The following is a 21,752-nucleotide window of genomic DNA, read 5'->3' on the forward strand; positions in this document are numbered from 1 at the left end:
CTTTCACTGCTTACTTGGTCTTGACCGAGAAAATCTTGGCAACCAGGCGACCAATACCGTTCAAAATAAGTACCAGCGCAATCAGCACAAGAGCGGCAGCCCATGCGCGTTCCATACGAATTCCTGGTACACACAATCCGGCGGAAGCTGTGCCGATTTGCGCATCGGCTGGGCAGGATGCGATGCCCTGCTGGAATTCGTTATAGACATACACTGGCAAAGTTGTCATGCGTCCGCTAAAGAGGTTGAAGTTTGTGCTCGAAATCGATCCTGCGGCAATCAGCAGTGGCGCTGTTTCGCCGATAACGCGTGCAATAGCCAAAATCACGCCGGATACTATGCCCGGTAAGGCGGTTCGAAGCACCACCTTGATGATGGTGCGATACTTCGGCACACCCAAGGCGTAAGCCGCTTCGCGCAAATCCAATGGCACGATGGCGAGCATTTCCTCTGTCGAGCGCACGATGGTTGGAATCATCAAAATCGACAGGGCGACGGAACCCACGAAGCCGTTCACCGTGCCCGGCCCGAAGATGAGACTGAACATGGCGTAAGCAAACAAACCAGCCACAATCGAAGGAATACCACTCATCACGTCGACGAGGAAGGAAATGGCCCCGTGCAAACGGTTCCTCTCGGAGTATTCCACCAGATACACGGCTGTCATAATGCCCACAGGCACCGAGATAATCATGGCACCTAGGGTGATTTCCAGCGTTCCAATGGCTGCATGCAGGATGCCGCCGTACGGGTACAAGCCGCCGACGACGCCACGCATATTATGTGTCAGGAAGTACCAGTCAAATCGTTGCACACCGTTGACAATGGTGGTGTACAGCACCGAAATCAATGGGATAAGTGCAATGGCGAAGGCCACATACACCAAGCAACGCATGATGACATCTGTGCGCTTACGCGAGGCGATAAACGAGCGCGTTGGCTTGAACTTGTCGAAGTCTGGCTGGGGACCCTTGGCTTTGCCTGGATTAGAGGTAGAAGTTTTCTTCTCCACAGCCTTCACACTGATGTGAGGAGTAGCTTCAGTAGCCATTACTTACCTCCCTTCTTAGAAGAACGCTTTGGAGTAGACGAGCGATGTGTAATGCGTCGAGCCGTGTAATTGACCACGAAGGTGATGATGAAGAGCACCAGACCGGAAGCAATCAGCGTAGAGACACCCATGGAATCTGCCTCTGGGAACTGAGCCGCAATATTGGCTGCAATGGTTTGATTGCGAGAAGCGGTGAAAAGCTGAACCATGTAGGTGCTTCCTGGAGAAAGAATCATCAGCACCGCCATGGTCTCGCCCAAAGCACGACCCAGACCGAGCATGGAAGCCGACAGCAGACCGCTCGCACCGAAAGGCAGTACGGATAGCTTAATCATTTCCCATTTCGTAGCACCCAAGGCCAAAGCTGCCTCCTGCTGAAGCAGCGGTGTTTGCACGAAAATATCTCGAGCCATGGAGGTGATAATAGGCAAAATCATAACCGCCAGCACCACGGATACAGTTGCGATGGTGCGTGGTGGATTGGATACTTCCCCACCAAAAATAGGAATCCAGCCCAACACATCGTGGATGACTTTCCACACAGGATAGGTGTGTGGTACGAGAATCAAGGCTCCCCACAAACCGTAAACTACGGATGGGATAGCCGCCAGCAAATCGACTACATAGCTCAGCAGCGTGGCGAGTCGGCGTGGCGCGTAATGAGAAATGAATAATGCAATTCCTACCGCTACGAAGAATGCGAGCGCGAGGGCGATTGCGGATGCGAGAACGGTACCGAAGATCAGCGGACCGACAAATTCAAAGAAGTTTTTGGTTCTTCCTCCGGTGAAGGAGGAAATGGTTTTTTCAACTGCTGCCTTATTTCCTACGAAAACAGGGCTAGCTTGGATGAGCAAGAATACTGCGACTGCAGCAAGAACGGCAAGGATGAGCACGCCTGCTGCAACGGCACACCATCTGAAAAGCTTGTCAGCTGTAATTTTTTTCATTACTGAGCCTCCTCGCTGGTAATGGAATCCACCGTTGTCATCATTTGTTGTCTTAAGGCTGATGGCAAGGCTGCTGATCCAGCATTATCCTGAGCAATTTTTTGACCTGCATCGCTCAAAACGTAGGTAAGCCATTGCTTCACAAAGGTGGCTGTGCGGTGCGACTTGTAGGTTTGACATGCTACGTCGTAGCTGACCAAAGCGATTGGATACACACCTTCCACTTCGGTGGCGTAATCTACATCGACAACGTATCGATTTTCGCCTTCGATATCGGTTTTGAGCGGAGAGTTTTCAATGAGCTTTGCGGTGGCGTCTGGGCTTGGGGCTACATAGCTATCTCCAACTTTTACGGCTATTGCTCCCAAACCTGCAATCTGTGCGTAATCGGCATATCCGATGGTTCCCTGAGCTTGACCAATGGTCATCACCACGCTTGGCGTACCTTTAGCGCCCTGTCCGACGCTGTTTGGCCACGTTTCTGTTGGTTCGCTCGTCCACACTTCCGGAGCTGCTGCGTGCAAGTATTTTTGGAAGGTTTTTGTCGTACCAGACTTATCGGATCTCCACACTGGTGTGATTTCCAGCTCTGGTAGCTGCGCGGCAATGCTTGGATTTTCTGCCTGAATTTCAGGATCGTTCCACATCGTTATTTTGCCTTGGAAGACTTTGGCAATGGTTTGTGGAGACATCTGAATGGCATTATCTTCTAAGCCGTAGTCGGAGAGGTTGTATGCCAATGCAATTGGTGAAACATATGCAGGCACTTCAAAGGCTGTGCCCTGTGCGCAGACATCTGCGGACTCTTCTAACTGCTCATCACTTAATGGGGAGTCCGTTCCGGCCCACGCGATGGCGCCTGTCAAGAAGGTATTGACACCAGCACCAGATCCGGAAGGATCATATGAAATCGCGGTATCCGGTTGAGCCGCGCTGAATCCTACAATCCATGCATCTACTGCAGATTTTTGGGAAGACGCACCTGCTGCTGCAAATTCGCCCTCAAGATGCTCAAGTTGGGTAGCACTCCATGATGCTTCAGTAAGTGAAGAACTAGGAACGTTGTCTCCGCAAGCTGCGAGTGAGAACACACTTGCTCCAACGAGCATAGAAGTTAGTACTTTACGCCACGACTTCGGTACATTCGAAGAAGATGGACGGTGTTTTTTTGTATGACCCATGACTTCTCTCAATACTCACGAGATGTGTACAAGTCTTATTTTACAGTAACCGGTCACAAATGGTTCATTCGCCTGCGGGCATAGCACAATCTTTTAAAAATTTTTTGGCAAAAATACAAAATATGGCCGAATCGTTAACAAGCTCTTAATAAATCGGCCTAAAATCTTTATTTTGGTAAGGTAAACACGCCGAATATGACGAACATCACACAGTGAGACACGCCACAGCGACGGCTTATTTCTTAGCAAAATGAGAACGCTCACATTTTTTCTCTGCACACGGTTGAAATGAAAACACAGAGTTGCTATTCTTAACCAAGCCGATGATGCTCCTCTTTTAACCCTCTTCTCTTGGACTCATCGGCATTCTCTTTTTCTTTATTTTATTTAGCTCCATTTTATTATCCAAAGATTTTTATGCAAGTTTTATAATTTTTTATGAGACTCGCGGATTTTTCTTTCGTTATGCTACAAATCGGCTTTCTGTTTGTTTGGATAACATGCACAGATAGACATTATTTTCGAGGAATTCTCCTCAAACCGGTTATTCGGCGTGTTGTGCGTTTTACCAAGAAACTGCATATGTGGTTAAAAAAAGATGGCCCCCACTTACGCGGGAACCATCTGTGCAAAACCTTGTGCTTGTGTGCACTGCACCACAATCTCGGGACAGCGCTAGCAGGAACTACGATTGCGGAACTGCCTGCGCTGGACAGCTGTGCAAAACCTTAAGCATGGCATTCTTCTCAGCAGAGGTGACCGTCAGACTATATTTCGCCTTTACCCCAATTTGCCGGGCGACATACGGACAGTCATAGGATGTGTTGCTAGGTAGCCATTCATCCGCCGCGGCATCTTCTTTTTGCTGGTTTGCATGCCCGTCCACAGCGAGCAAGTTATACGGGTCATTACTGAAGGTGTAGCGCTGTGCCGTGCTCCATGCGTGCGCCCCCGACTTCCACGCATTGCTGAGCGCCACCACGTGGTCGATTTGTACCGCTTTGCTTGTTTGCGCACCACGCGTAAAGTGAATGGTTTTACCGGTATACGGATCGTGCAGCACGCCTGAGGCCACTTTGCACGAGCCGGCGCTTTTATACACAACATCCGTTAAATCGCGACTGAGCACGTCCTCACGCACGTCACAGCCGTTGCCATCCACATCCGTTTCACGAAATCCAAATAAATCTCGTTTGTAAATGCTGGTAGGGCGTGGATTATCCTCTACGGTCAAGCTATTGAGCACGTCAGCAGCAGGCCCTGTGGCCGTGTATTGGCCGGTAATCGTGGCAATAGTGTCATTTGAACGCACGAGTGCCAGCGCAAGCACCACACCGCAGACAATAATAAGGCTGATGAGCGAATACCAGGCACTGGCAATTGTGGGCGTGCGTTTATAGCCGCGCCGAGCTCCTGACCTATATCGAGAACTCTTACGGCGGTTTACACCTCGTACCATATAGAACCTAACGACCTAACTGTAGGAGAACGTGGATGGATCATGCCCAGCACGCGTCGAAGTATTCAGACCATCGATGAACGCAATATCCTGAGCATCTAAAGAAATCTGCGCACTGGCAAGATTTTCCTCCAGTCGCTGCTTGTGCACCGACTTTGGAATGATAACAGTATTATGCGAAATATGCCACGCCAAAATCACCTGAGCTACACTGGCATTATGCTTGTGCGCAATGCTCTCCAACTGCGCTCCTCCCGCAGTAAGATCTGCGCCGCGCGCCATCGGCGAGTACGCTTCTACTGCAATGCCGTGCTCGATGCAGTACTGCACGACCTCTCTTTGCTGGAAGGTCGGATGAAGCTCGATTTGATTCACCGTCGGATACTCACCCATCTGATCAAACAACCGATCTAGGTCGGACGGCATAAAATTGCATACACCCAGCGTCTTCACCACGCCACTCTGTCTCAGCTCCGTAAAGGCCTTCCACACCTTATCACTGCGCCAGTCAAATGGCGTTGGCCAGTGAATCATGTACATATCCACGTAATCTGTCTGGAGTAGCTTAAGCTGGCGTTCAAACGCACGCAGAGCACTGTCATAGCCCTGCTCAGAATCGCGCAGTTTAGTCGTGAGCCAGAGGCTTGTGCGATTGTCTCCCTGCGCGAAACCGGCGTTGATCAGCCCTTGGCCGACGCCTTCTTCGTTGCCATATCCGGCGGCGGTGTCGATATGACGATATCCCACCTCCAACGCATCTTCGACAACGCGAGACACATCATCATTGTCAATGCGCAGCACACCCGCACCAATTTGTGGGATGCTCAAGCCGTCATGTAATTGCACGCTCAATTGTTCAGTCATATCTCCACCTTAGAAGACAGGCTCGATTGTTGTGCGCACAAGGGGCAAGGGTGAGTTATCCACAATGCCCCCATTCTAGGGCGCTTGCACAAATGTACAATTCGGCATGAAAAAACCCGCTCCTGCGAAAAGAAGAGCGGGTTTCAAGTTCTTGTTCGTAAAATCGCGAACGCTAACGTACGACTGAAACTAGCCTACCAATGGAGCTGTGTCCAGAGGAACGCCAGGACCCATAGTAGAAGTCATCGTAGCCTTGGTGATGTAGCGACCCTTAACGGTTACTGGCTTCAAACGGCGGATTTCATCAGCTACTGCGCGGAAGTTCTCTTCCAGAGCTTCCTCTGTAAAGCTGAGCTTACCTACGATGAAGCTCAAGTTTCCGTGACGATCAACGCGGAACTCAATCTTACCGCCCTTGATGTCGGAAACAGCCTTAGCCACATCCATGGTAACGGTACCGGTCTTAGGGTTTGGCATCAAACCACGAGGACCGAGCACACGACCCAAACGACCAACCTGACCCATCATATCTGGAGTTGCTACAACTGCATCAAAATCAGTGTAACCCTTAGATACCTTCTCGATGAGCTCTGCATCGCCGACCTCATCTGCGCCAGCTTCAAGAGCTGCGGTAGCAAGTGGGCCACGAGCAAATACGATTACGCGAGCGGTCTTACCAGTGCCGTTAGGCAAGTTCACGGTACCGCGAACGAGCTGGTCAGCCTTACGTGGATCTACGTTGAGGTTGTACACAGCCTCAACTGTTTCATCAAAACCGCGAGCTGGCATGCTCTTGAGCAATGCAATAGCTTCGTTTGCGGTGTAGAGGTTAGAACGATCTACCTTCTCGGCAGCTTCGCGATACTTCTTAGAACGCTTTGTCATCTGCTTCTCCTTAGCAGTCGCAGTGTGGGCAAGCGCTTGCCCTTCTGCTTAGTGGATAAAAATTAGTCGGTAACGGTAATACCCATAGAACGAGCGGTACCCTCGATGATCTTCATACCTGCTTCGATGTCACGAGCAGACAAATCAGCCATCTTGGTTTCAGCAATTTCGCGTACCTGTGCCTTGGTAACGGAGCCAACCTTTGTGGTCAGTGGGTTGCCTGCACCCTTATCCACGCCAGCTGCCTTGCGAAGAAGTTCTGCTGCTGGAGGAGTCTTCAAAACGAAGGTGAAGGAACGATCTTCATACACAGTAATTTCTACTGGGATGATCTGACCGATCTTGTCCTTAGTAGCGTCGTTGTATGCCTTGGTAAAGTCCATGATGTTCACACCATGGGAACCCAATGCTGGACCCAGTGGTGGAGCAGGATTTGCCTTACCTGCAGCAATCTGCAGCTTGATAAGTGCTGAGACTTTCTTCTTAGGAGCCATTTTATGGTTCTTCTTTCTGTGAGCGGTTCAACGGAGTATGCCCGAAAGCACGCCCCTCCCGCGACTATTAATTCAACGTCATTTTTAGATGTGTCACTCGAGCACCCTAAAAATGGCAAGCCTTACTATTATGCCGTATATGCCTGACAAATGCAAAAGTCCGCACACCAGATGTGTGTGCGGACGGGGAAAGCAAAAATGCTAACTACTGGTCGATCTTTGCCACTTGCTCGAAGCCGAGTTCCACAGGTGTATCGCGACCAAAGATGGATACGAGTACGGAGAGCTTTTGCGTAGCTGGGCTCACTTCAGAAATTACCGCCGGCATTGTAGCGAATGGGCCATCGGTAACGGTGACGGATTCACCCACCGAGAAGCTGACCTCAATCTTGCGAGCCTTCTGACGTGCTTCACTGTCGTTTACACCCTTCAGCGCTTCCGAACGAATCATTGGAGCCATCATGGAAACGACTTCCTTGCGGGACAATGGTGTAGCTTCTCCACCATTGCCTACGAAGCCGGTAACGCCTTCGGTTTCACGCACAATGCGACGCGCATCATCGTCTGGCCACATACGAATTAAGACATAGCCTGGAATGCGCACGCGAGAAACGATTTTCTTACCCTTATCGGTGTGCTGCTCTACTTCTTCCATTGGCACTTCAATTTGGAAGATCTGGTTTTCCAAGCCGAAGGAGGCTACGCGAGATTCCACATTCATCTTGACGCGCTTCTCGTAGCCAGAGTAAGTATGCAGTACGTACCACTTACCTTCGAGAGTACGCAAAGACTTAGAGAATGCCTGCACGGCTTGCTCTCCAAGATCGAGATCCTGGTCAGCTGCCTGATCGTCCTCGCCTGCCTCAGCCTGAGGTTCTGTCGAATCTGCGGAAACGGCTTCAGCTTCTGTGTCAACCGTGGTGTTTTCTGTTTCAGCCTCGTGCTCAGCGAGCTCAGAAGCGTGATTCTCCTCGACTGTCTCTTCCACAGCTTGCACTGCAGGAGCATCGAGATTTTCCATTGGGTCTTCTAAATTGTCAACCATAATTCCCTACTGGGTTTAAAACGTGTGATACTAGAATTCAATAAACGCAAGATTAGCCGAAGAGGGCTACCATAAGCTTGCCCAAGCCAAAATCAAGGCTGGTGATAAATACCATAAGCAAAACAACGAAGATAAACACTGCTACAGACCATCCCAACAGTTCTTTACCGGATGGAGCAACAACTTTGGAAATCTCTTCGAACATCTGCCTGATGAACATGCCAACGCGCAAGAAGATATTTGGCTTGCGGACTTTTGCAGCCTTCTTGTTCTCAGACTTTGCCATAATGCAATCCTAACTTCGTGTCATGCGTGCAGTTTTCACTGCCCTAGCAGGGGCCGCGGGACTCGAACCCACAACCTACGGTTTTGGAGACCGTTGCGCTACCAATTGCGCCAGACCCCTAGGTGTACTCATACTAGTACTCAATCCACGGGATTGCCTTTATATTGTGACAAGCCCCATAGACGAGAAAAATATGGGCGGTGTTTTCACCGCCAAATGTTTAGTTTACCGCGCAGAGTCGATTTCGTCTAATCGCTTATTTTTCAGTTCTTCGGCGTGGTGGAGATTTGTCACTTTCTCGCGCCACGCCGAAACAGAAATGCAAACGCACGACTTAGTGAGAAGACTCCAGCCACGTCTTTAGTCGTTGCATACCTTCTGCCAAATCCTCATCTGCGAGCGCGTAGGAGAAGCGGATATACCCCGGCGCACTAAAGCCCTCACCCGGCACTGCAGCCACATGAACTTCATCCAAAATCAGTGCGGCAAGCTGCACGGTATTGTCACACACGGTGTTGTTCTTGCCTAAAGGCTTGCCCAAAAGTTCTGAGAAATCCGCAAAAGCATAGAAGGCACCTGCTGGCATGCTGCACTTCACACCCGGCAATGCGTTGAGCGCATCCACGATAGCGTGGCGGCGCTTATCAAACGCCTCGCGCATCATTGCCACCGCGTTCAAATCCCCACTGACTGCCTCGATAGCCGCTCGCTGTGGAATATTGGACACATTCGAGGTCAAATGACCTTGAAGCTTCGCTGCTGCCTTTGCAACTTCGGCAGGAGCAATCATCCAACCTACACGCCAACCTGTCATGGCATAGGTTTTTGCCACGCCGTTGAGCACGAGCAAGCGATCGCGTACCTCAGGCACTAAGCTTCCCATATGGTCGGTAGTTTTGCCATCGTAAATCATGTGCTCATAAATCTCATCGGAAATAACCCACACATCATGCTCGATAGCCCAATGTGCAATGGCTTCCAGCGTCTCAGCAGACCACACGGAGCCTGTTGGATTATTTGGGGAATTGACAACGATGGCCTTGGTCTTTGGCGTTGTGGCCGCTTCAATCTGTGCTAGCGTCGGCTCGAAATTCTGATCCACATCCGCAAAAATCTCTACAGGCACACCACCAGCCAGCTTAATAGTTTCTGGATAAGACACCCAGCACGGCGTTGGCACGATAACTTCGTCGCCCGGATTGAGCAAAATCTGGAAGCTCATAAAGACGGCTTGCTTACCACCATTGGTGACCACGATATGCGCCGGATCCACTTCATACCCGCTGTCACGTAAGGTCTTCTGAGCTATAGCCTCACGCAATTCCGGTAAACCCGCCGTTGCGGTATAACGATGATTCTTTGGATCGCGCGCAGCTTCTACTGCAGCTTCCACGATACTTGCAGGAGTAGCAAAATTTGGTTCGCCTGCGCCAAATCCAATAATGTCCACTCCGCTAGCCTTAAGAGCCTTAGCTTTGATGTCGACTTCCAAGGTTGCCGAAGGAGCAACATTATTAATACGATTGCTTAATTGTGCCATGCATTCAACTTTAATGCGAAGTATTTACAAGCACCAAATCATCTCGATGGATGATGGGGCGGGCGTATTCTGCGCCGAGGAAACGTTCAATTTGCTGCGTATTTTTGCCAGCCAAGGACACGATATCCGCCGAGTCGAAGGCGCATAAACCACGGGCGATGTGGACACCTTGCGCATCGTCCACCCATACAGGAGCACCGGCGGAGAAATCGCCCACTGCTCCCAAAGTTCCGACGGCGAGTAGGCTCGCGCGGCCGGCGCGGATAGCCTGTGCTGCACCATCGTCTACCACGATACTGCCTTGCGGATGAGAGGCATAGCCAATCCACAGGCGACGCGCGGACTCTCGCGCGCGAATAGGCGGAAATACCGTGCCTACAGGGTCACCCATCAGGGCCGGCCCTGCATTTTTGGCAGAAGTGAGCAAGCAGGGAATGCCACTAGCTGTGGCTATGCGCACAGCATCGACCTTGGTCACCATGCCACCGGTTCCTACGGCCGAGCCGGATCCGGAGATAGTAGAGTCGTCGATATCCGTAATCGCGTTTTTCACAAAAGACAAACGCTTTGAGCCAGGTTCGCTCGGTGGTGCGGTGTACAGTCCATCCACGTCGGAGAGCAAAATAAGCGCATTCGCACGCACAATATTGGCCACAAGTGCGCTGAGATGGTCGTTGTCGCCGAAACGTACCTCACTGGTCACGAGGGTGTCGTTTTCGTTGACAATAGGCACCACGCCGAATTCCAGCAGACGCTCCACCGTATTGCGCACATTGTGGTAGCGCGAGGAACGCATGGTGTCCTGCGCAGACATCAAGACCTGACCTACGCGGATGGAGTAGCGAGAGAATGCCTTCTCGTATTCTGCCATGAGCAGTCCCTGCCCTACGGCCGCTGCGGCCTGGCGGGACACGGAATCATCCGGCCTCGAATCAAACCCCAAGGGCTTCAAACCCGCGGCTACAGAACCGGAGGACACGAGCACTATATGTGCGCCTAGTTTGACAGCACTTGCTAGAGAGGTGACCAAATGGTTGAGCTTGTCGACATCCAGGAGGCCTCGCTCGGAGGTTAGTGAGCTCGAGCCCACTTTTACTACGATGGTTTGAGCCTGAAGAATGCGTCTGCGGGTTTGTTCTTCGTTCATGTATGTTTAATCTTCGTGTGATTCCGTGGTTGACTTGTCTGCAGCTGGCATATCTGGGTTGCCAGCAGAATTCTTTGTGTCAAATGCCTTCAAGAAATCCTGCGCACCTTCCGGGTCATCTACGCGAGAAGGATCTGCCCAGTGACCAGCCTTACGCTCCGCCATCATAGCATTACGTACAGCAGTTTTGGCATCCATCCACTCGTGGTACTGACGGCGGCGCTCGGTGTTTGTACGACGACGGTTGAGGCCTTGGACCTCGTCCATGCGGGCATCGTGACCACGCTGCGCATGGGGATCACCATCGAGCATTTCCGCGCCTGCTTGGACGGTTGGGTCCCAGTCGAAGGCGACGGCCTGCTCTCCTCGACCAATGCGTACCTCGTCACCCACATGAGCACCCTTAGCACGCAAAGCATCTTCTACACCCAGACGCGCCAAACGATCCGCGAGGTAACCAATGGCTTCTTCATTGTCGAAGTTGGTTTGACGTACCCAACGCTCTGGCTTCTTTCCGGTGACGGTAAACCAGAAATTACCATTGCGGTCTTGCTCACGTTCAATCTCGAAGTCATAACCCAAGCCGACCTGCTTAGGATTGCGGCGCATCTTATCCAAAGGACGGATAACCACGCGTTCAGCCTGCTCCTTGTCCGCATTTTCCTGAACCTTGGCACGCATGTCCTCTACCAAAGCGCTTAAGGCATACGTCAGCTGTTTTAAGCCTTCATGGGTAGCCGTAGAAATGATGAAAGTTTTCAAACCCATTTTTTCAAAATCAGGCTTCACAAACTCTGCCAATTCTTTAGCATCCGGCACATCGGCTTTATTGAGAATAATTATGCGTGGACGTTCAGCAATAGGTATGGCGCCTAACGGCAAATCCAGCTGATCGGCATATTGCGACAGTTCATTTTCCAGCGCGTGATAGTCGGATACTGGATCTCGATCCTGCTCCAGGGTCGCGCAATCAATAACGTGTGCTATGACCTGAGTGCGTTCGATATGACGCAGGAATTCTAGCCCTAGACCTTTGCCCTGTGCAGCACCAGGGATAAGCCCCGGCACATCCGCAATGGTAAATCGCTTGTCTCCCGTATCCACCACACCCAGATTTGGTACCAGCGTGGTAAATGGATAATCCGCAATCTTCGGGCGTGCAGCGGACAGTGTGGCCACCAAGGAGGATTTTCCTGCACTTGGGTAGCCGACGAGTGCGACGTCCGCGATGGATTTGAGCTCGAAAATCACATCACGCTCTTCGCCCGGCTCGCCCAGAAGTGCGAAGCCTGGCGCCTTGCGGCTTTTATTGGACAAAGAACGATTTCCCAATCCGCCTGCTCCGCCTTGAGCCACCACATAACGATCGCCCGGATGGCTCAGGTCGGCGAGAATCTCGTCATTTTTGTGCTTGGCAGCGCTAACCACGGTATCGCCCTGCACATTCTCTGGATGCACGCGCGTGGATGAAAAGATGACTGTGCCCACCGGTACTGGCAAAATGAGGTCTTCTCCTCTAGAGCCGTCCTTGTCATCACCCTTGCCCATGGTGCCGTTGGGTGCCGTACGATGCGGCATAAAGCGATAATCCAGCAAAGAGGTGGCATTGGTATCTGCTACGACGATAACGCTACCGCCATCGCCACCGTCACCCCCATCTGGGCCTGCTAATGGCTTGTATTTTTCTCGACGAATTGAAGCAGCCCCATTACCACCATCGCCGCCCTTAACATGAACCGTCACGCGGTCTACGAAGTCACTCATAATTTCTGTCAATCCTTACAACACGTGCATATGCTCAGCGCATAACTTCCGTGAATATACAAAAAGCCGCGCTAAAACTAGCGCGGCTTCAATTTTACCCGAATTTACTCGGAAATAACGTCTACAACCTTACGATCGCGACGGATACCGAACTTTACGGTACCGTTTGCGAGAGCAAAGAGGGTGTGATCCTTGCCCAGACCCACGTTCTGGCCTGCATGGAACTTAGTGCCGCGCTGACGTACGATGATGTTGCCTGCAGCTACTGCTTCGCCGCCGAACTTCTTCACGCCAAGATATTGAGCGTTCGAGTCGCGACCGTTGCGGGTACTTGCCGCACCTTTCTTATGTGCCATGACATATTCCTTTCGAAAGAATTACTCGGCTCTCAATCGCACTAAGCGATGGAGGTTACCTTGAGAACAGTCAACTTCTGGCGGTGACCCTTACGGCGTGCTACACCAGTCTTGTTCTTGAACTTCTGGATGCTGATCTTTGGACCCTTAGCCTCGTCATCGACAACCTCTGCCTTCACAGAAATCTTTGCCAAGTCCTTAGCTGCGAGGGTTACCTTGGAGCCATCAACTACGAGTGCAACAGGGAACTCTACGGTATCGCCCTTCTTTGCATCAAGACGGTTGACGGTAAATTCGTCGCCTACCTCGACCTTTTCCTGGTGGCCGCCGGCTTTCACAATAGCGTACATGTTCTTACCTTTGCCTCTTAAAAGCTTTGCGTTTGATCTTCTGGTTTCTATCTTGAGCATACTTACCCAAGGCCTCCAGAAGACACCAACTAACTACTGTATCGCATTGCTTGACAAACGTCAAATCTGTCACGCCTATGTGCGACACACAAGACTTGTTACATTACACTCACGGATGGACTTCAGAAGGACTCCTATCTCAGCACTGTGTATTCCCTTGCGAATTCTGCACATTGTGCTGAGACAGGTCGGCCTAGCTTATCCGTGCTCCGAATAAACTTCTTCTATTCCTCTTCATTCGAAGTATTCGCCATGCCCGCTCCTGCTGCTGCAATGGCCGCCATGGAGTTCTTCACTTCCTCCGTTGTGCCTTGGCGCTCCTCACGTGAGGAATTATCCTCGTAATTCTTGGAAGCATGCGTATGCTTATTGGTCTTGACGAATGGATCTCCGCCCTTCATTGCATATGGATCGTCATACTTCGCAGAAACCGTTGGCTCGTCGTGCAAGATGAATCCGCGGCCGGCGCAGGTTGGGCACTCCTCGGAGAAAGCTTCTACCAATCCTTGGCCCACACGCTTACGCGTCATCTGCACAAGACCCAGCGAGGTCACTTCAGCCACTTGATGCTTGGTGCGATCACGTGACAAGCATTCCACCAGACGGCGCAAGACGAGATCACGGTTTGCAGGCATAACCATATCGACAAAGTCAATCATGACCATACCGCCGATATCGCGCAATCTTAGCTGTCGCACAACTTCCTCAGCCGCTTCCAGATTGCATCGCGTCACCGTTTCTTCCAACGACTTGCCCTTACCGATAAATCGGCCTGTATTCACGTCGATGGTTGTCATAGCCTCCGTACGATCAATGACCAAAGAACCGCCCGATGGCAAGTACACTTGGCGTTCCATGCCCTTGCGCAGCTGGCTATCAATCTGCCAACGGTCGAAGACATCCTTACCGCGGTGCTCTTCTGGATCCCATCGTTCTACACGGTCGAGCAGATCCGGCGCCGCAGATTCGATGTACTCATGGATGCGGTTGTATACACCTTCACCCTCGACTATCAGCTTCTTAAAGTCGTCATTAAAGATATCGCGGATTACGCGGATAACCACATCCGGCTCGCCCTGCAACAGGTGAGGCTTCTTGGAATTCTTCAGTTCTTCCAATCGGCTAGAAATATGCTCCCACTGATTCTTAATATGCTCAAAATCTTTGATAATGGCTTCTTCTGATGCACCCTCAGCAGCAGTGCGGATAATCACACCTACTTCTTGCGGAGCAATCTTAGAAACGATGGACTTCAAACGCGCACGTTCACGCTCTGGTAACTTACGGCTGACACCTGTCATACCGCCAGATGGTACGAGCACCAAGAAACGACCAGCGAGGGTGACCTGGCTCGTCAAGCGCGCACCCTTATGACCGATAGGATCCTTCGTCACCTGCACAAGCACCGGATCGCCAGACTTAAACGCATGCTCCATACGACGAGGCTGCCCATCGAGGCGGGTCGTATCCCAGTTCACCTCACCCGCATACAGCACGCCGTTGCGCGCCTGGCCGATGTCCACGAAGGCGGCTTCCATGCTCGGTAGCACGTTTTGCACGCGTCCCTGGTAAATATTGCCTACGGCTGAGACGTCTGCAATGTCAGAAATATAATGTTCTACTAATACGTCATCCTCTATGACGGAAACCTGCGTATGCTTGCCTCGCTCGCGCACAACCATGATGCGGTTCACGACTTCGCGGCGGGCTAGGAAGTCCTGCTCGGTGATGAGCGCTGCTTGCCTATTGCGGTCACGACGATTGTCGCGGCGACGCTGACGCTTGGCCTCGAGTCGCGTAGAGCCTTCCACATCCGTAATTTCATCGATGTACTGCTGCTTGCGCGAGCGGACACGGGTTTCTTCTGAAGCATTATGCGAAGACTGGGTATTATCGTCTTCTGCGTTTTTCGAACCACGGCGACGGCGACGACGGCGTGTGGTGAATTCTTCCTCGGCCTCGTCATCCTTGAAATTCGTATTTCGCGCATTGCGAGAGCGGCGATCTTGCTTATCGTCCTGCGATTGTGCCGCATAATCCTCGGCGTCCTCATCGGATTCGATCGGCTCGTATGCGATATCGTCGAATTCTAAGTCGTTTTCAATGAGCTCCACTTCTGCAGCTGCACGGCGCTCCTGAGCGTTCAGTCTGCGCGAGCGGCGTGACTTTGACTCAGAGGCGAATTCGTCGCTCGATTCTTCAGGCTCTGTGACATGGTCGCGGTGTGCATTGTCATTGCGCTCGTTTTCGCCGCGATTCTTACGGTTCCTGCGGCGCTCGTGGCGAGAGCTCTTCTCCGCATACTCGTCTTTATTTCTGCGCGCATCAGAATTCTTCCGCGAGGAATTGTCGAAATCCTCGGCACCGTCATCCGCATTATCGTCATCTGCATGGCGCGAACGCTCGGTTTTGTCCAAAGCGTGGCTGATATTGTCCAGAATATCCGAATTCTGAGTCCTATCCTTACGGTTGCGACGATTGCGGCGCTTGGAATCCTCCGCAGTTGCCTCGTCTGAAGTCTCGTTTGCATTCGAGGCTTCTGGGATAACCGGAGCTTGGAAAAGCAAACTCATCATTGGACGCGATTGCGCTCCAAAGTTTTCTGCATAATGAGGCGTTTCCCGCGTGGTATCAGAGGAGGAGAATTCCAGCATTTGGCTGACCGCAGCACGGGCACGATGGGAACGCTGCTGCTGAGAATTGTCTTCGATAGTCTCGTGATTGCTGTTTTCAGCATTGTGCTGATCAGCATTATTCCTCTGCTCACTATCCTTTTGCTCATTGCGGCTCTCTCTGCGATTCTCGTAGCGACGTCCGCGTGCTGAGTCTTCCTGAGTATCTCGAGTGCTGTTTTCACGAGAATTTGCATTGCGCGCACGCAGGCGCTGAGCGCTGTGATCTTGAGCCGACTGATGCTGACGCTGTGGAGTCTCTGCTTCAGTCTGCTGAGATTGCGTCTCTGTTTCCGCTTCTTCCGGCACTTCGATGCCCGTATCTACAAAGAGCTCAGCCGCTATGCGCTCTGCCTGTGCACTGCGCGTGTAGGATGCACGGCTGCGAGGCTGGCGTGAATTTTTTGCACCGCGTTCCGTTTCTGCGTGATTCTGATCGTCTGTTAACTGTACAGAAGCGGACTGCTCAGAAGAGGACTGCTCAGGAGCCTGAGTAGAAGACTGCGCAGAACGCGGGTTACGCACATGCGTGCGAGCAGTGCGCTCGTCTTGTGCATTATCCGCTTGGGATCGCGTCGTCCTTCTGCGACGGCGCGTAGTCTCTCCTTGTGATGCTGCCTCCGCAATTTCGCGTTTGACGGACTCGCTCTGCTGATGCGCGGAGTCCACTGGCTGTGTTCCAGTCTGAGAATTGTTCGCGTCCTGCATGCTTGCAGACATATCGTTGTGTTGGTCGCGTTTTATTTGCGTTGGTAATTCTGTAACTTGAGAATCTTTTGCTCCAGTTACGCGCACTACGCGACGGGAATTTTGATTTGTTCTACGTCCGAGAACCGGTGGTTCCGGATTGATACGGTTAGACACTGATGTCTCCAGTCAAGCGGCTGCGCCCACTTTGCACGTCATGTATACGGCGAATCTTTCAAAATCACCGTATACGGTTTAAAAGTCTGTTCGTACTATGCGGACGCCGTCGCTTGCCGCTGTATAAGTCATCTATCCTTTTTAGGCAAGGGGATCAACGCATAGTTGTATGGCGACTGCGCAGAGTCACCTTTTCTAGTCTATCACATCCGAGCTTTGTCGCGCATTCGCCGAGCTTAACCAAGTTTTCAGAATGCTCGTATACTCGTCTATGGCGTCCATAGCAATCTGTTCATCGCTTTTATGCGCGAGTAACGGGTCTCCGGCTCCAAGATTCACGGCGGGAATGTGTCGTGCGCTAAAACGCGCTACATCTGTCCACCCAAATTTTGCTCTCGCACCCTGCCCGCTGTGTTCCTGCACAAGATTGACCAAGGATTGCACTAGCGGATGATTCAAACCTGGTCGCGCACCTGCGGATTCATCCTTCATCTCAATGTCATATCCAGCAAACAGTCCGCCATCGGCATGGAGCACGCCGGTATCTACGCCGATATTATGCGCGCATTCCTCGCCCATGAGCAGAGCTTTAGCTTCTTCAATGCTTTTATCCGGGGCAAAACGATAATTCACATGAATGCGGCATTCTTGAGGGATGATATTCGTCCCCTCCCCACCAGAGATCATAGTAGCGTTCAAACCTTCGCGGTATTCCAACCCATCTACTTCAATGGTTTGAGCCTCATACTCGCTGAGAATCTGCAAAATGCGCCCTGCGTGATGGATGGCATTATCTCCCATCCACGCGCGCGCCGAGTGCGCCGCCACACCATGCACAATAATGTCAAAACGCATCGTACCATTGCAGCCGCCTTCAATCAACGCATTCGTCGGCTCACCGATAATGGCGAAATCGCCACTTATCCAGTCCGGATGTGCCGCAATAACTTTGCCTAAGCCATTTTTCTGCGCCTGCACTTCCTCATGATCATAAAAGACGTAGGTGATATCGCATTGGGTTTTCTCGGCACTATCGATGTCGCGCGCAAGATACAAGAAGGCCGCATCGCTTGCCTTCATATCCGTAGCCCCGCGGCCCCACATCACGTCACTATCCGGATAGGCGCTCGCCACATCCTCACGAATTTCCGTACTACGCGCCGGCATGATGCGCGCAGGGAAGTTGTCGATAACTGGCACCACATCGATGTGCCCTGCCAAGATCACACGTTGCTCTTTGCGGAAATTCGTCGATGCTATCACGGTATCCCCGTGACGATGCACGTCCAAGTGTGCGCATTCCTTCAGAAAATCTTCCACCATGTCGGCGAGCGCGCTTTCATCGTCCGATACGGAGTACACATTCATGATGGTGGTGAATATGTCTGTGACGCTTTTTCCCAATTCTTTTGTCATACTCATATCGTAGACGATGCATCACCTTTAGAGTATGCCAAGTGGCAGTATGTGAGTATGGGATTATTAAGTGCTTTACAAGGTTTTGCTGTTATCGGTATCGTGATCGGCACAGGATATGTGGCTGCGCGTATGAAAATCGGCGGATCTCAAGCACAGTATGTTCTCAATCGCATCAGCTTTTTCGTCTCCAGTCCCTGCCTGATGTTTGCGATCTTGTCCCAAGAAAATTTGAGTGAAATTTTTGATTCGACTATTGTGGTTGCATTTTTCTCCGCTGCTGCCGTGGGTCTGATTTTTATCCTGTTGAATGCGTTATTTTTTAAGCTTTCTGCGGCACAAACGACGATTGGTGTGCTCAATAGTTTGTATCTGAATTCTAATAATATTGGCCTTCCGGTGGCTACATATATTATCGGCAATCCGGCATTGGTGGCTCCGATTCTCGTCATGCAGCAGGCCGTGTTTACGCCTATTGCGCTGACCGTGCTGGATTTACAAACTAGTGGGAAGTTTTCCTTGAAGCGCGTGGCTTTGCAACCTCTGCACCAGCCTTTGCTCGTCGGATCGTTGACGGGCATTCTCATCTCCTGGCTGTCTTCTGTAGCGGGCTATTTTGTAGTGCCTCAATGGATTTTTGATCCTATCCAGATGATTGGCAACTCGGCTGTGCCTTTGATTCTCATGGCTTTTGGTATGAGTTTGTATGGCACGAAGCCGTTGCAAAAGGGTGCGAATATTCCAGCAATTGCCACAGTCACAGTACTGAAAAATATCGTGATGCCTCTTATCGCTTTCGCTTTGGCCTACACCATGGGTTTCAGAGGGGCGGTGTTGTATGGTTGCGTAGTTTTGGCCGCTTTGCCTACGGGACAAAATGTGTATAATTATGCCGCTCGTTACGATGTGGGTATGAGTTTTGCGAGGGATGGCACCTTGTTTAGTACGCTGACATCGCCGATTATTATTTCGATTATTGCTTTGCTTTTTTCTTAACCGCACATACAACGTATTGGGGAGGATGAAGACTGAGAACTTCATCCTCCCCAATGTGTTTATACCGAAGAATAGCTTTCTTAAATGCGATACTCGCGAGCAATCACATTCAATCGCTGCAAGAAGTTTGGCAGGTCATTCTTAAAGTACGACAGTAGCTTCAAATTATCTAAGTCTTCTACGGCTATCCATCGCACATCTTCGCTCTCATCGTCCGTGGCATGAGGTTCCACCATGTGGCCCGGTTTTTCGAACGCAAATACGGTGGTATAACTCCATGGACCGTGGTCTTCGCAATATGCACCAACGACTGCAATATCGTCTGGATGGATATTCGCCTCTTCTGCGGATTCGCGCAGTGCGCCTTCGAGGAAGTTTTCTCCGGTTGCAATGGCGCCACCCGGAATGCCCCATGTGCCGCCTTCTGCGCTCCACTTTGCACGATGCTGCATGGCGATATGAGAAATTTCGCCATCGTCATCGCGACGAGCAACGAGGATACCTGCTGCGCTGTTTAGTCCCCAGTGGCGATGACCGCAAGCACAATCAATCCAGCCGTCACCAGGCTGGCTGATATTCGTACGTGGCGTTTGGATATCTTTTTCGTTGTATGGGATCTCCGGTACGCGCACTTGGTCCCACAAGTTAGGCCAGCTGATGCCTAATTCTTCCACCAAAGCGCGCAGCGTTGGCAGGCTTAGGCCCATCACGCCACTCGGATCACCTTGAATGGAATCGATATACGCAGATCCCAAACCTTCCAAGGTGAAGGAGCCGGCCACCTCCAACGGCTCACCGGATTCGAGATAGCGCTCCAAATCGTCATCGCTAAAGTTGCCAAAACTCACCTGTGCGTGACTAATAGACTGAGCAATATCGCCTGTGGATAAATCGATAACCACATGACCGGTCCACAAGGTTCCCGTATTACCGCGCATCTGCCGCAAACGGTTGCGCGCTACGGAGACGGTATGTGGTTTGCCGAAAATTTCATCGCCCAAGGTAAACAAGGAATCACAGCCCACAACCACGGGACCGTGGACTAAGCCAGAAAGTCCTAAATGACCGTCCACGTACTCCTTCAAGGACGTGCGCTCCGCAATGCTGCCCTGACCTTGCTCTAACGGACGAGAAATATTGAGATCTCCCGTAGCCTCTTGCATGGTTTTCCATGTCTGCGTGTAATCATCCGCCACCTTCTTTGCCTTTGCACGTGCCAGATTTATCACACGCTCCTCGACAGACAGCTCCTCCACCTGGACGCCCCGTTCCTTTGCCAGCTGTGCGAGCACGGCAGGTTCGTCCACATGGGATACGCGAATTGTTGGTTGAATTCCCGCTTGAACGAGTAAGCGAGCGCGAGAAATTGATTTCGACGCAAGAACTACTGGAATTGTCATTGTCCCCTGATTTCTCTCATCCACGTGAAGTCACGTGTGAAACTCTTATTCTACGCTAACTTGTACGCCTTGACGATCCACCGCGAGATGATGCATGGTCCAATGTCCCATGTCTAAGAATTGGGCGGTGATATTCCTCAACGCATCCGTGCTATCACCATCGTGTAGTACCAGCACGCATGGGCCTGCGCCGGAAATTGTGGATGCGTAGCCGTGAGACCGGAGGAATTGCACGAGGTCTGCGGACTGTTGCATGAGCGCAGCACGATATGGCTGATGCAGTGTATCTTCGGTTGCGTCAAACAGTAAGGCATTATCGCCACGCGATAATGCGGCAGGTAACAGCGCCACGCGAGAAACATTCATTAAGGCATCCCCGAAGGGTACAGAGGCTGGTAAAGCGCGGCGAGCTTCTTCGGTAGATAATTCAAAATCCGGCACAAATATCCAAGCATTGACCGTAGGCGCTACCGAGTATTGTGTCGTGAAGAATTCGTCATTCCTTTTCCACGATACGGTCATGCCGCCGTATACGGCAGGAGCCACATTGTCGGGATGTCCCTCGAGGTGGGCAGCAATGTTGAAAATCGCATCGCGCACTTCTGAGGATTTCACATCCAGGCCGGCAAATCCGGCCGCCGCACTTACGCCCGCTACGATGGCGCTGGCTGAAGAGCCCATACCTCTGGATTGAGGAATGCGATTAAATGCCGTCATATTCAAGCCAAATTCCGGCAAGTCAAACTCTTCTGCGGCAGTGCGCAAGGCCTTCACGATGAGGTGCTTTTCATTGCGCGGCAAGGTATCCTTACCTTCACCGTGGATGTCCATCATAATGGCATCAGAGGGCAAAGCCTCCACACGTATTGTGTCATAGAAGCCTAAAGCCAGACCGCAGGTATCGAATCCCGGCCCTAAATTCGCACTGGTTGCTGGCACATCCACACGCACCTGTGTTGCAACAAATACCAT

At 51.4% G+C, this 21,752-nt stretch carries 19 protein-coding genes and 1 tRNA gene; 1 reads left to right on the plus strand and 19 read right to left on the minus strand.

The features are described from left to right. Window positions 1-10: 10 nt before the first annotated feature. The 17 genes from pstA to dapE all read right to left on the minus strand — a co-directional run bounded on the left by pstA (window position 11) and on the right by dapE (window position 18,384). Window positions 11-1,051 carry a phosphate ABC transporter permease PstA gene (gene pstA / locus D570_RS0105240; RefSeq protein WP_018143350.1) on the minus strand — a complete coding sequence of 347 codons (1,041 nt, stop codon included), beginning with the start codon at window positions 1,049-1,051 and terminating at the stop codon, window positions 11-13. Continuing rightward, window positions 1,051-2,001: a phosphate ABC transporter permease subunit PstC gene (gene pstC, locus D570_RS08570; protein ID WP_018143351.1), complete on the minus strand. Its 951-nt coding sequence runs from the start codon at window positions 1,999-2,001 to the stop codon at window positions 1,051-1,053. The genes pstA and pstC overlap by 1 nt, the downstream gene beginning before the upstream one ends. After that, window positions 2,001-3,110 (minus strand): phosphate ABC transporter substrate-binding protein PstS, encoded by a 1,110-nt coding sequence (locus tag D570_RS0105250; RefSeq protein WP_051067190.1) that lies wholly within the window; start codon window positions 3,108-3,110, stop codon window positions 2,001-2,003. Before D570_RS0105250 ends, pstC begins: the two co-directional genes overlap by 1 nt. Before the next feature lie 757 nt (window positions 3,111-3,867). Continuing rightward, window positions 3,868-4,641: an HNH endonuclease family protein gene (locus tag D570_RS09410; RefSeq protein ID WP_018143353.1), complete on the minus strand. Its 774-nt coding sequence runs from the start codon at window positions 4,639-4,641 to the stop codon at window positions 3,868-3,870. A 15-nt stretch (window positions 4,642-4,656) separates the two neighbouring features. Next, entirely contained in the window at window positions 4,657-5,505 is an 849-nt protein-coding gene (locus D570_RS09415; RefSeq protein ID WP_018143354.1) for an aldo/keto reductase, read from the minus strand. A gap of 189 nt (window positions 5,506-5,694) precedes the next feature. Further along, window positions 5,695-6,390, minus strand: coding sequence for a 50S ribosomal protein L1 (rplA, locus tag D570_RS0105265; RefSeq protein WP_018143355.1), 696 nt, complete (start codon window positions 6,388-6,390; stop codon window positions 5,695-5,697). 62 nt (window positions 6,391-6,452) lie between these two features. After that, window positions 6,453-6,884 carry a 50S ribosomal protein L11 gene (gene rplK / locus D570_RS0105270; protein ID WP_018143356.1) on the minus strand — a complete coding sequence of 144 codons (432 nt, stop codon included), beginning with the start codon at window positions 6,882-6,884 and terminating at the stop codon, window positions 6,453-6,455. Between the two features lie 205 nt (window positions 6,885-7,089). Beyond that, window positions 7,090-7,929, minus strand: coding sequence for a transcription termination/antitermination protein NusG (gene nusG / locus D570_RS0105275; RefSeq protein WP_026181912.1), 840 nt, complete (start codon window positions 7,927-7,929; stop codon window positions 7,090-7,092). Window positions 7,930-7,981: 52 nt separating this feature from the next. Further along, on the minus strand, window positions 7,982-8,215 hold the full coding sequence (gene secE, locus D570_RS0105280; protein ID WP_018143358.1) for a preprotein translocase subunit SecE: 234 nt from the start codon (window positions 8,213-8,215) through the stop codon (window positions 7,982-7,984). A gap of 47 nt (window positions 8,216-8,262) precedes the next feature. Further along, a tRNA-Trp gene (locus tag D570_RS0105285) sits at window positions 8,263-8,335 on the minus strand. Window positions 8,336-8,549: 214 nt separating this feature from the next. After that, window positions 8,550-9,755 carry a pyridoxal phosphate-dependent aminotransferase gene (locus D570_RS0105290; protein ID WP_018143359.1) on the minus strand — a complete coding sequence of 402 codons (1,206 nt, stop codon included), beginning with the start codon at window positions 9,753-9,755 and terminating at the stop codon, window positions 8,550-8,552. Window positions 9,756-9,765: 10 nt separating this feature from the next. Next, complete coding sequence (gene proB, locus D570_RS0105295; RefSeq protein ID WP_018143360.1) at window positions 9,766-10,902, minus strand: glutamate 5-kinase; 1,137 nt, start codon at window positions 10,900-10,902, stop codon at window positions 9,766-9,768. Window positions 10,903-10,908: 6 nt separating this feature from the next. Continuing rightward, window positions 10,909-12,666, minus strand: coding sequence for a GTPase ObgE (gene obgE / locus D570_RS0105300; RefSeq protein ID WP_018143361.1), 1,758 nt, complete (start codon window positions 12,664-12,666; stop codon window positions 10,909-10,911). Window positions 12,667-12,770: 104 nt separating this feature from the next. After that, entirely contained in the window at window positions 12,771-13,022 is a 252-nt protein-coding gene (rpmA, locus tag D570_RS0105305; protein WP_018143362.1) for a 50S ribosomal protein L27, read from the minus strand. Between the two features lie 41 nt (window positions 13,023-13,063). Then, window positions 13,064-13,372 carry a 50S ribosomal protein L21 gene (rplU, locus tag D570_RS0105310; RefSeq protein ID WP_018143363.1) on the minus strand — a complete coding sequence of 103 codons (309 nt, stop codon included), beginning with the start codon at window positions 13,370-13,372 and terminating at the stop codon, window positions 13,064-13,066. 284 nt (window positions 13,373-13,656) lie between these two features. Then, on the minus strand, window positions 13,657-16,968 hold the full coding sequence (locus D570_RS0105315; RefSeq protein WP_018143364.1) for an Rne/Rng family ribonuclease: 3,312 nt from the start codon (window positions 16,966-16,968) through the stop codon (window positions 13,657-13,659). 195 nt (window positions 16,969-17,163) lie between these two features. Continuing rightward, window positions 17,164-18,384, minus strand: a complete 1,221-nt coding sequence (gene dapE / locus D570_RS0105320) for a succinyl-diaminopimelate desuccinylase (RefSeq protein ID WP_018143365.1) — start codon at window positions 18,382-18,384, stop codon at window positions 17,164-17,166. 57 nt (window positions 18,385-18,441) lie between these two features. Here dapE and D570_RS0105325 point away from each other — a divergent pair, with 57 nt between their 5' ends. Continuing rightward, window positions 18,442-19,380 (plus strand): AEC family transporter, encoded by a 939-nt coding sequence (locus D570_RS0105325; protein ID WP_018143366.1) that lies wholly within the window; start codon window positions 18,442-18,444, stop codon window positions 19,378-19,380. An 80-nt stretch (window positions 19,381-19,460) separates the two neighbouring features. On the opposite strand, the gene D570_RS0105330 is transcribed toward D570_RS0105325, so the two are convergent. Both D570_RS0105330 and thrB read right to left on the minus strand, forming a co-directional pair. Then, window positions 19,461-20,780, minus strand: a complete 1,320-nt coding sequence (locus tag D570_RS0105330; RefSeq protein ID WP_018143367.1) for a Maf family nucleotide pyrophosphatase — start codon at window positions 20,778-20,780, stop codon at window positions 19,461-19,463. A gap of 45 nt (window positions 20,781-20,825) precedes the next feature. After that, entirely contained in the window at window positions 20,826-21,752 is a 927-nt protein-coding gene (thrB, locus tag D570_RS0105335) for a homoserine kinase (RefSeq protein ID WP_018143368.1), read from the minus strand.

Source organism: Alloscardovia criceti DSM 17774 (assembly GCF_000376885.1).
GTDB lineage: Bacteria > Actinomycetota > Actinomycetes > Actinomycetales > Bifidobacteriaceae > Alloscardovia > Alloscardovia criceti.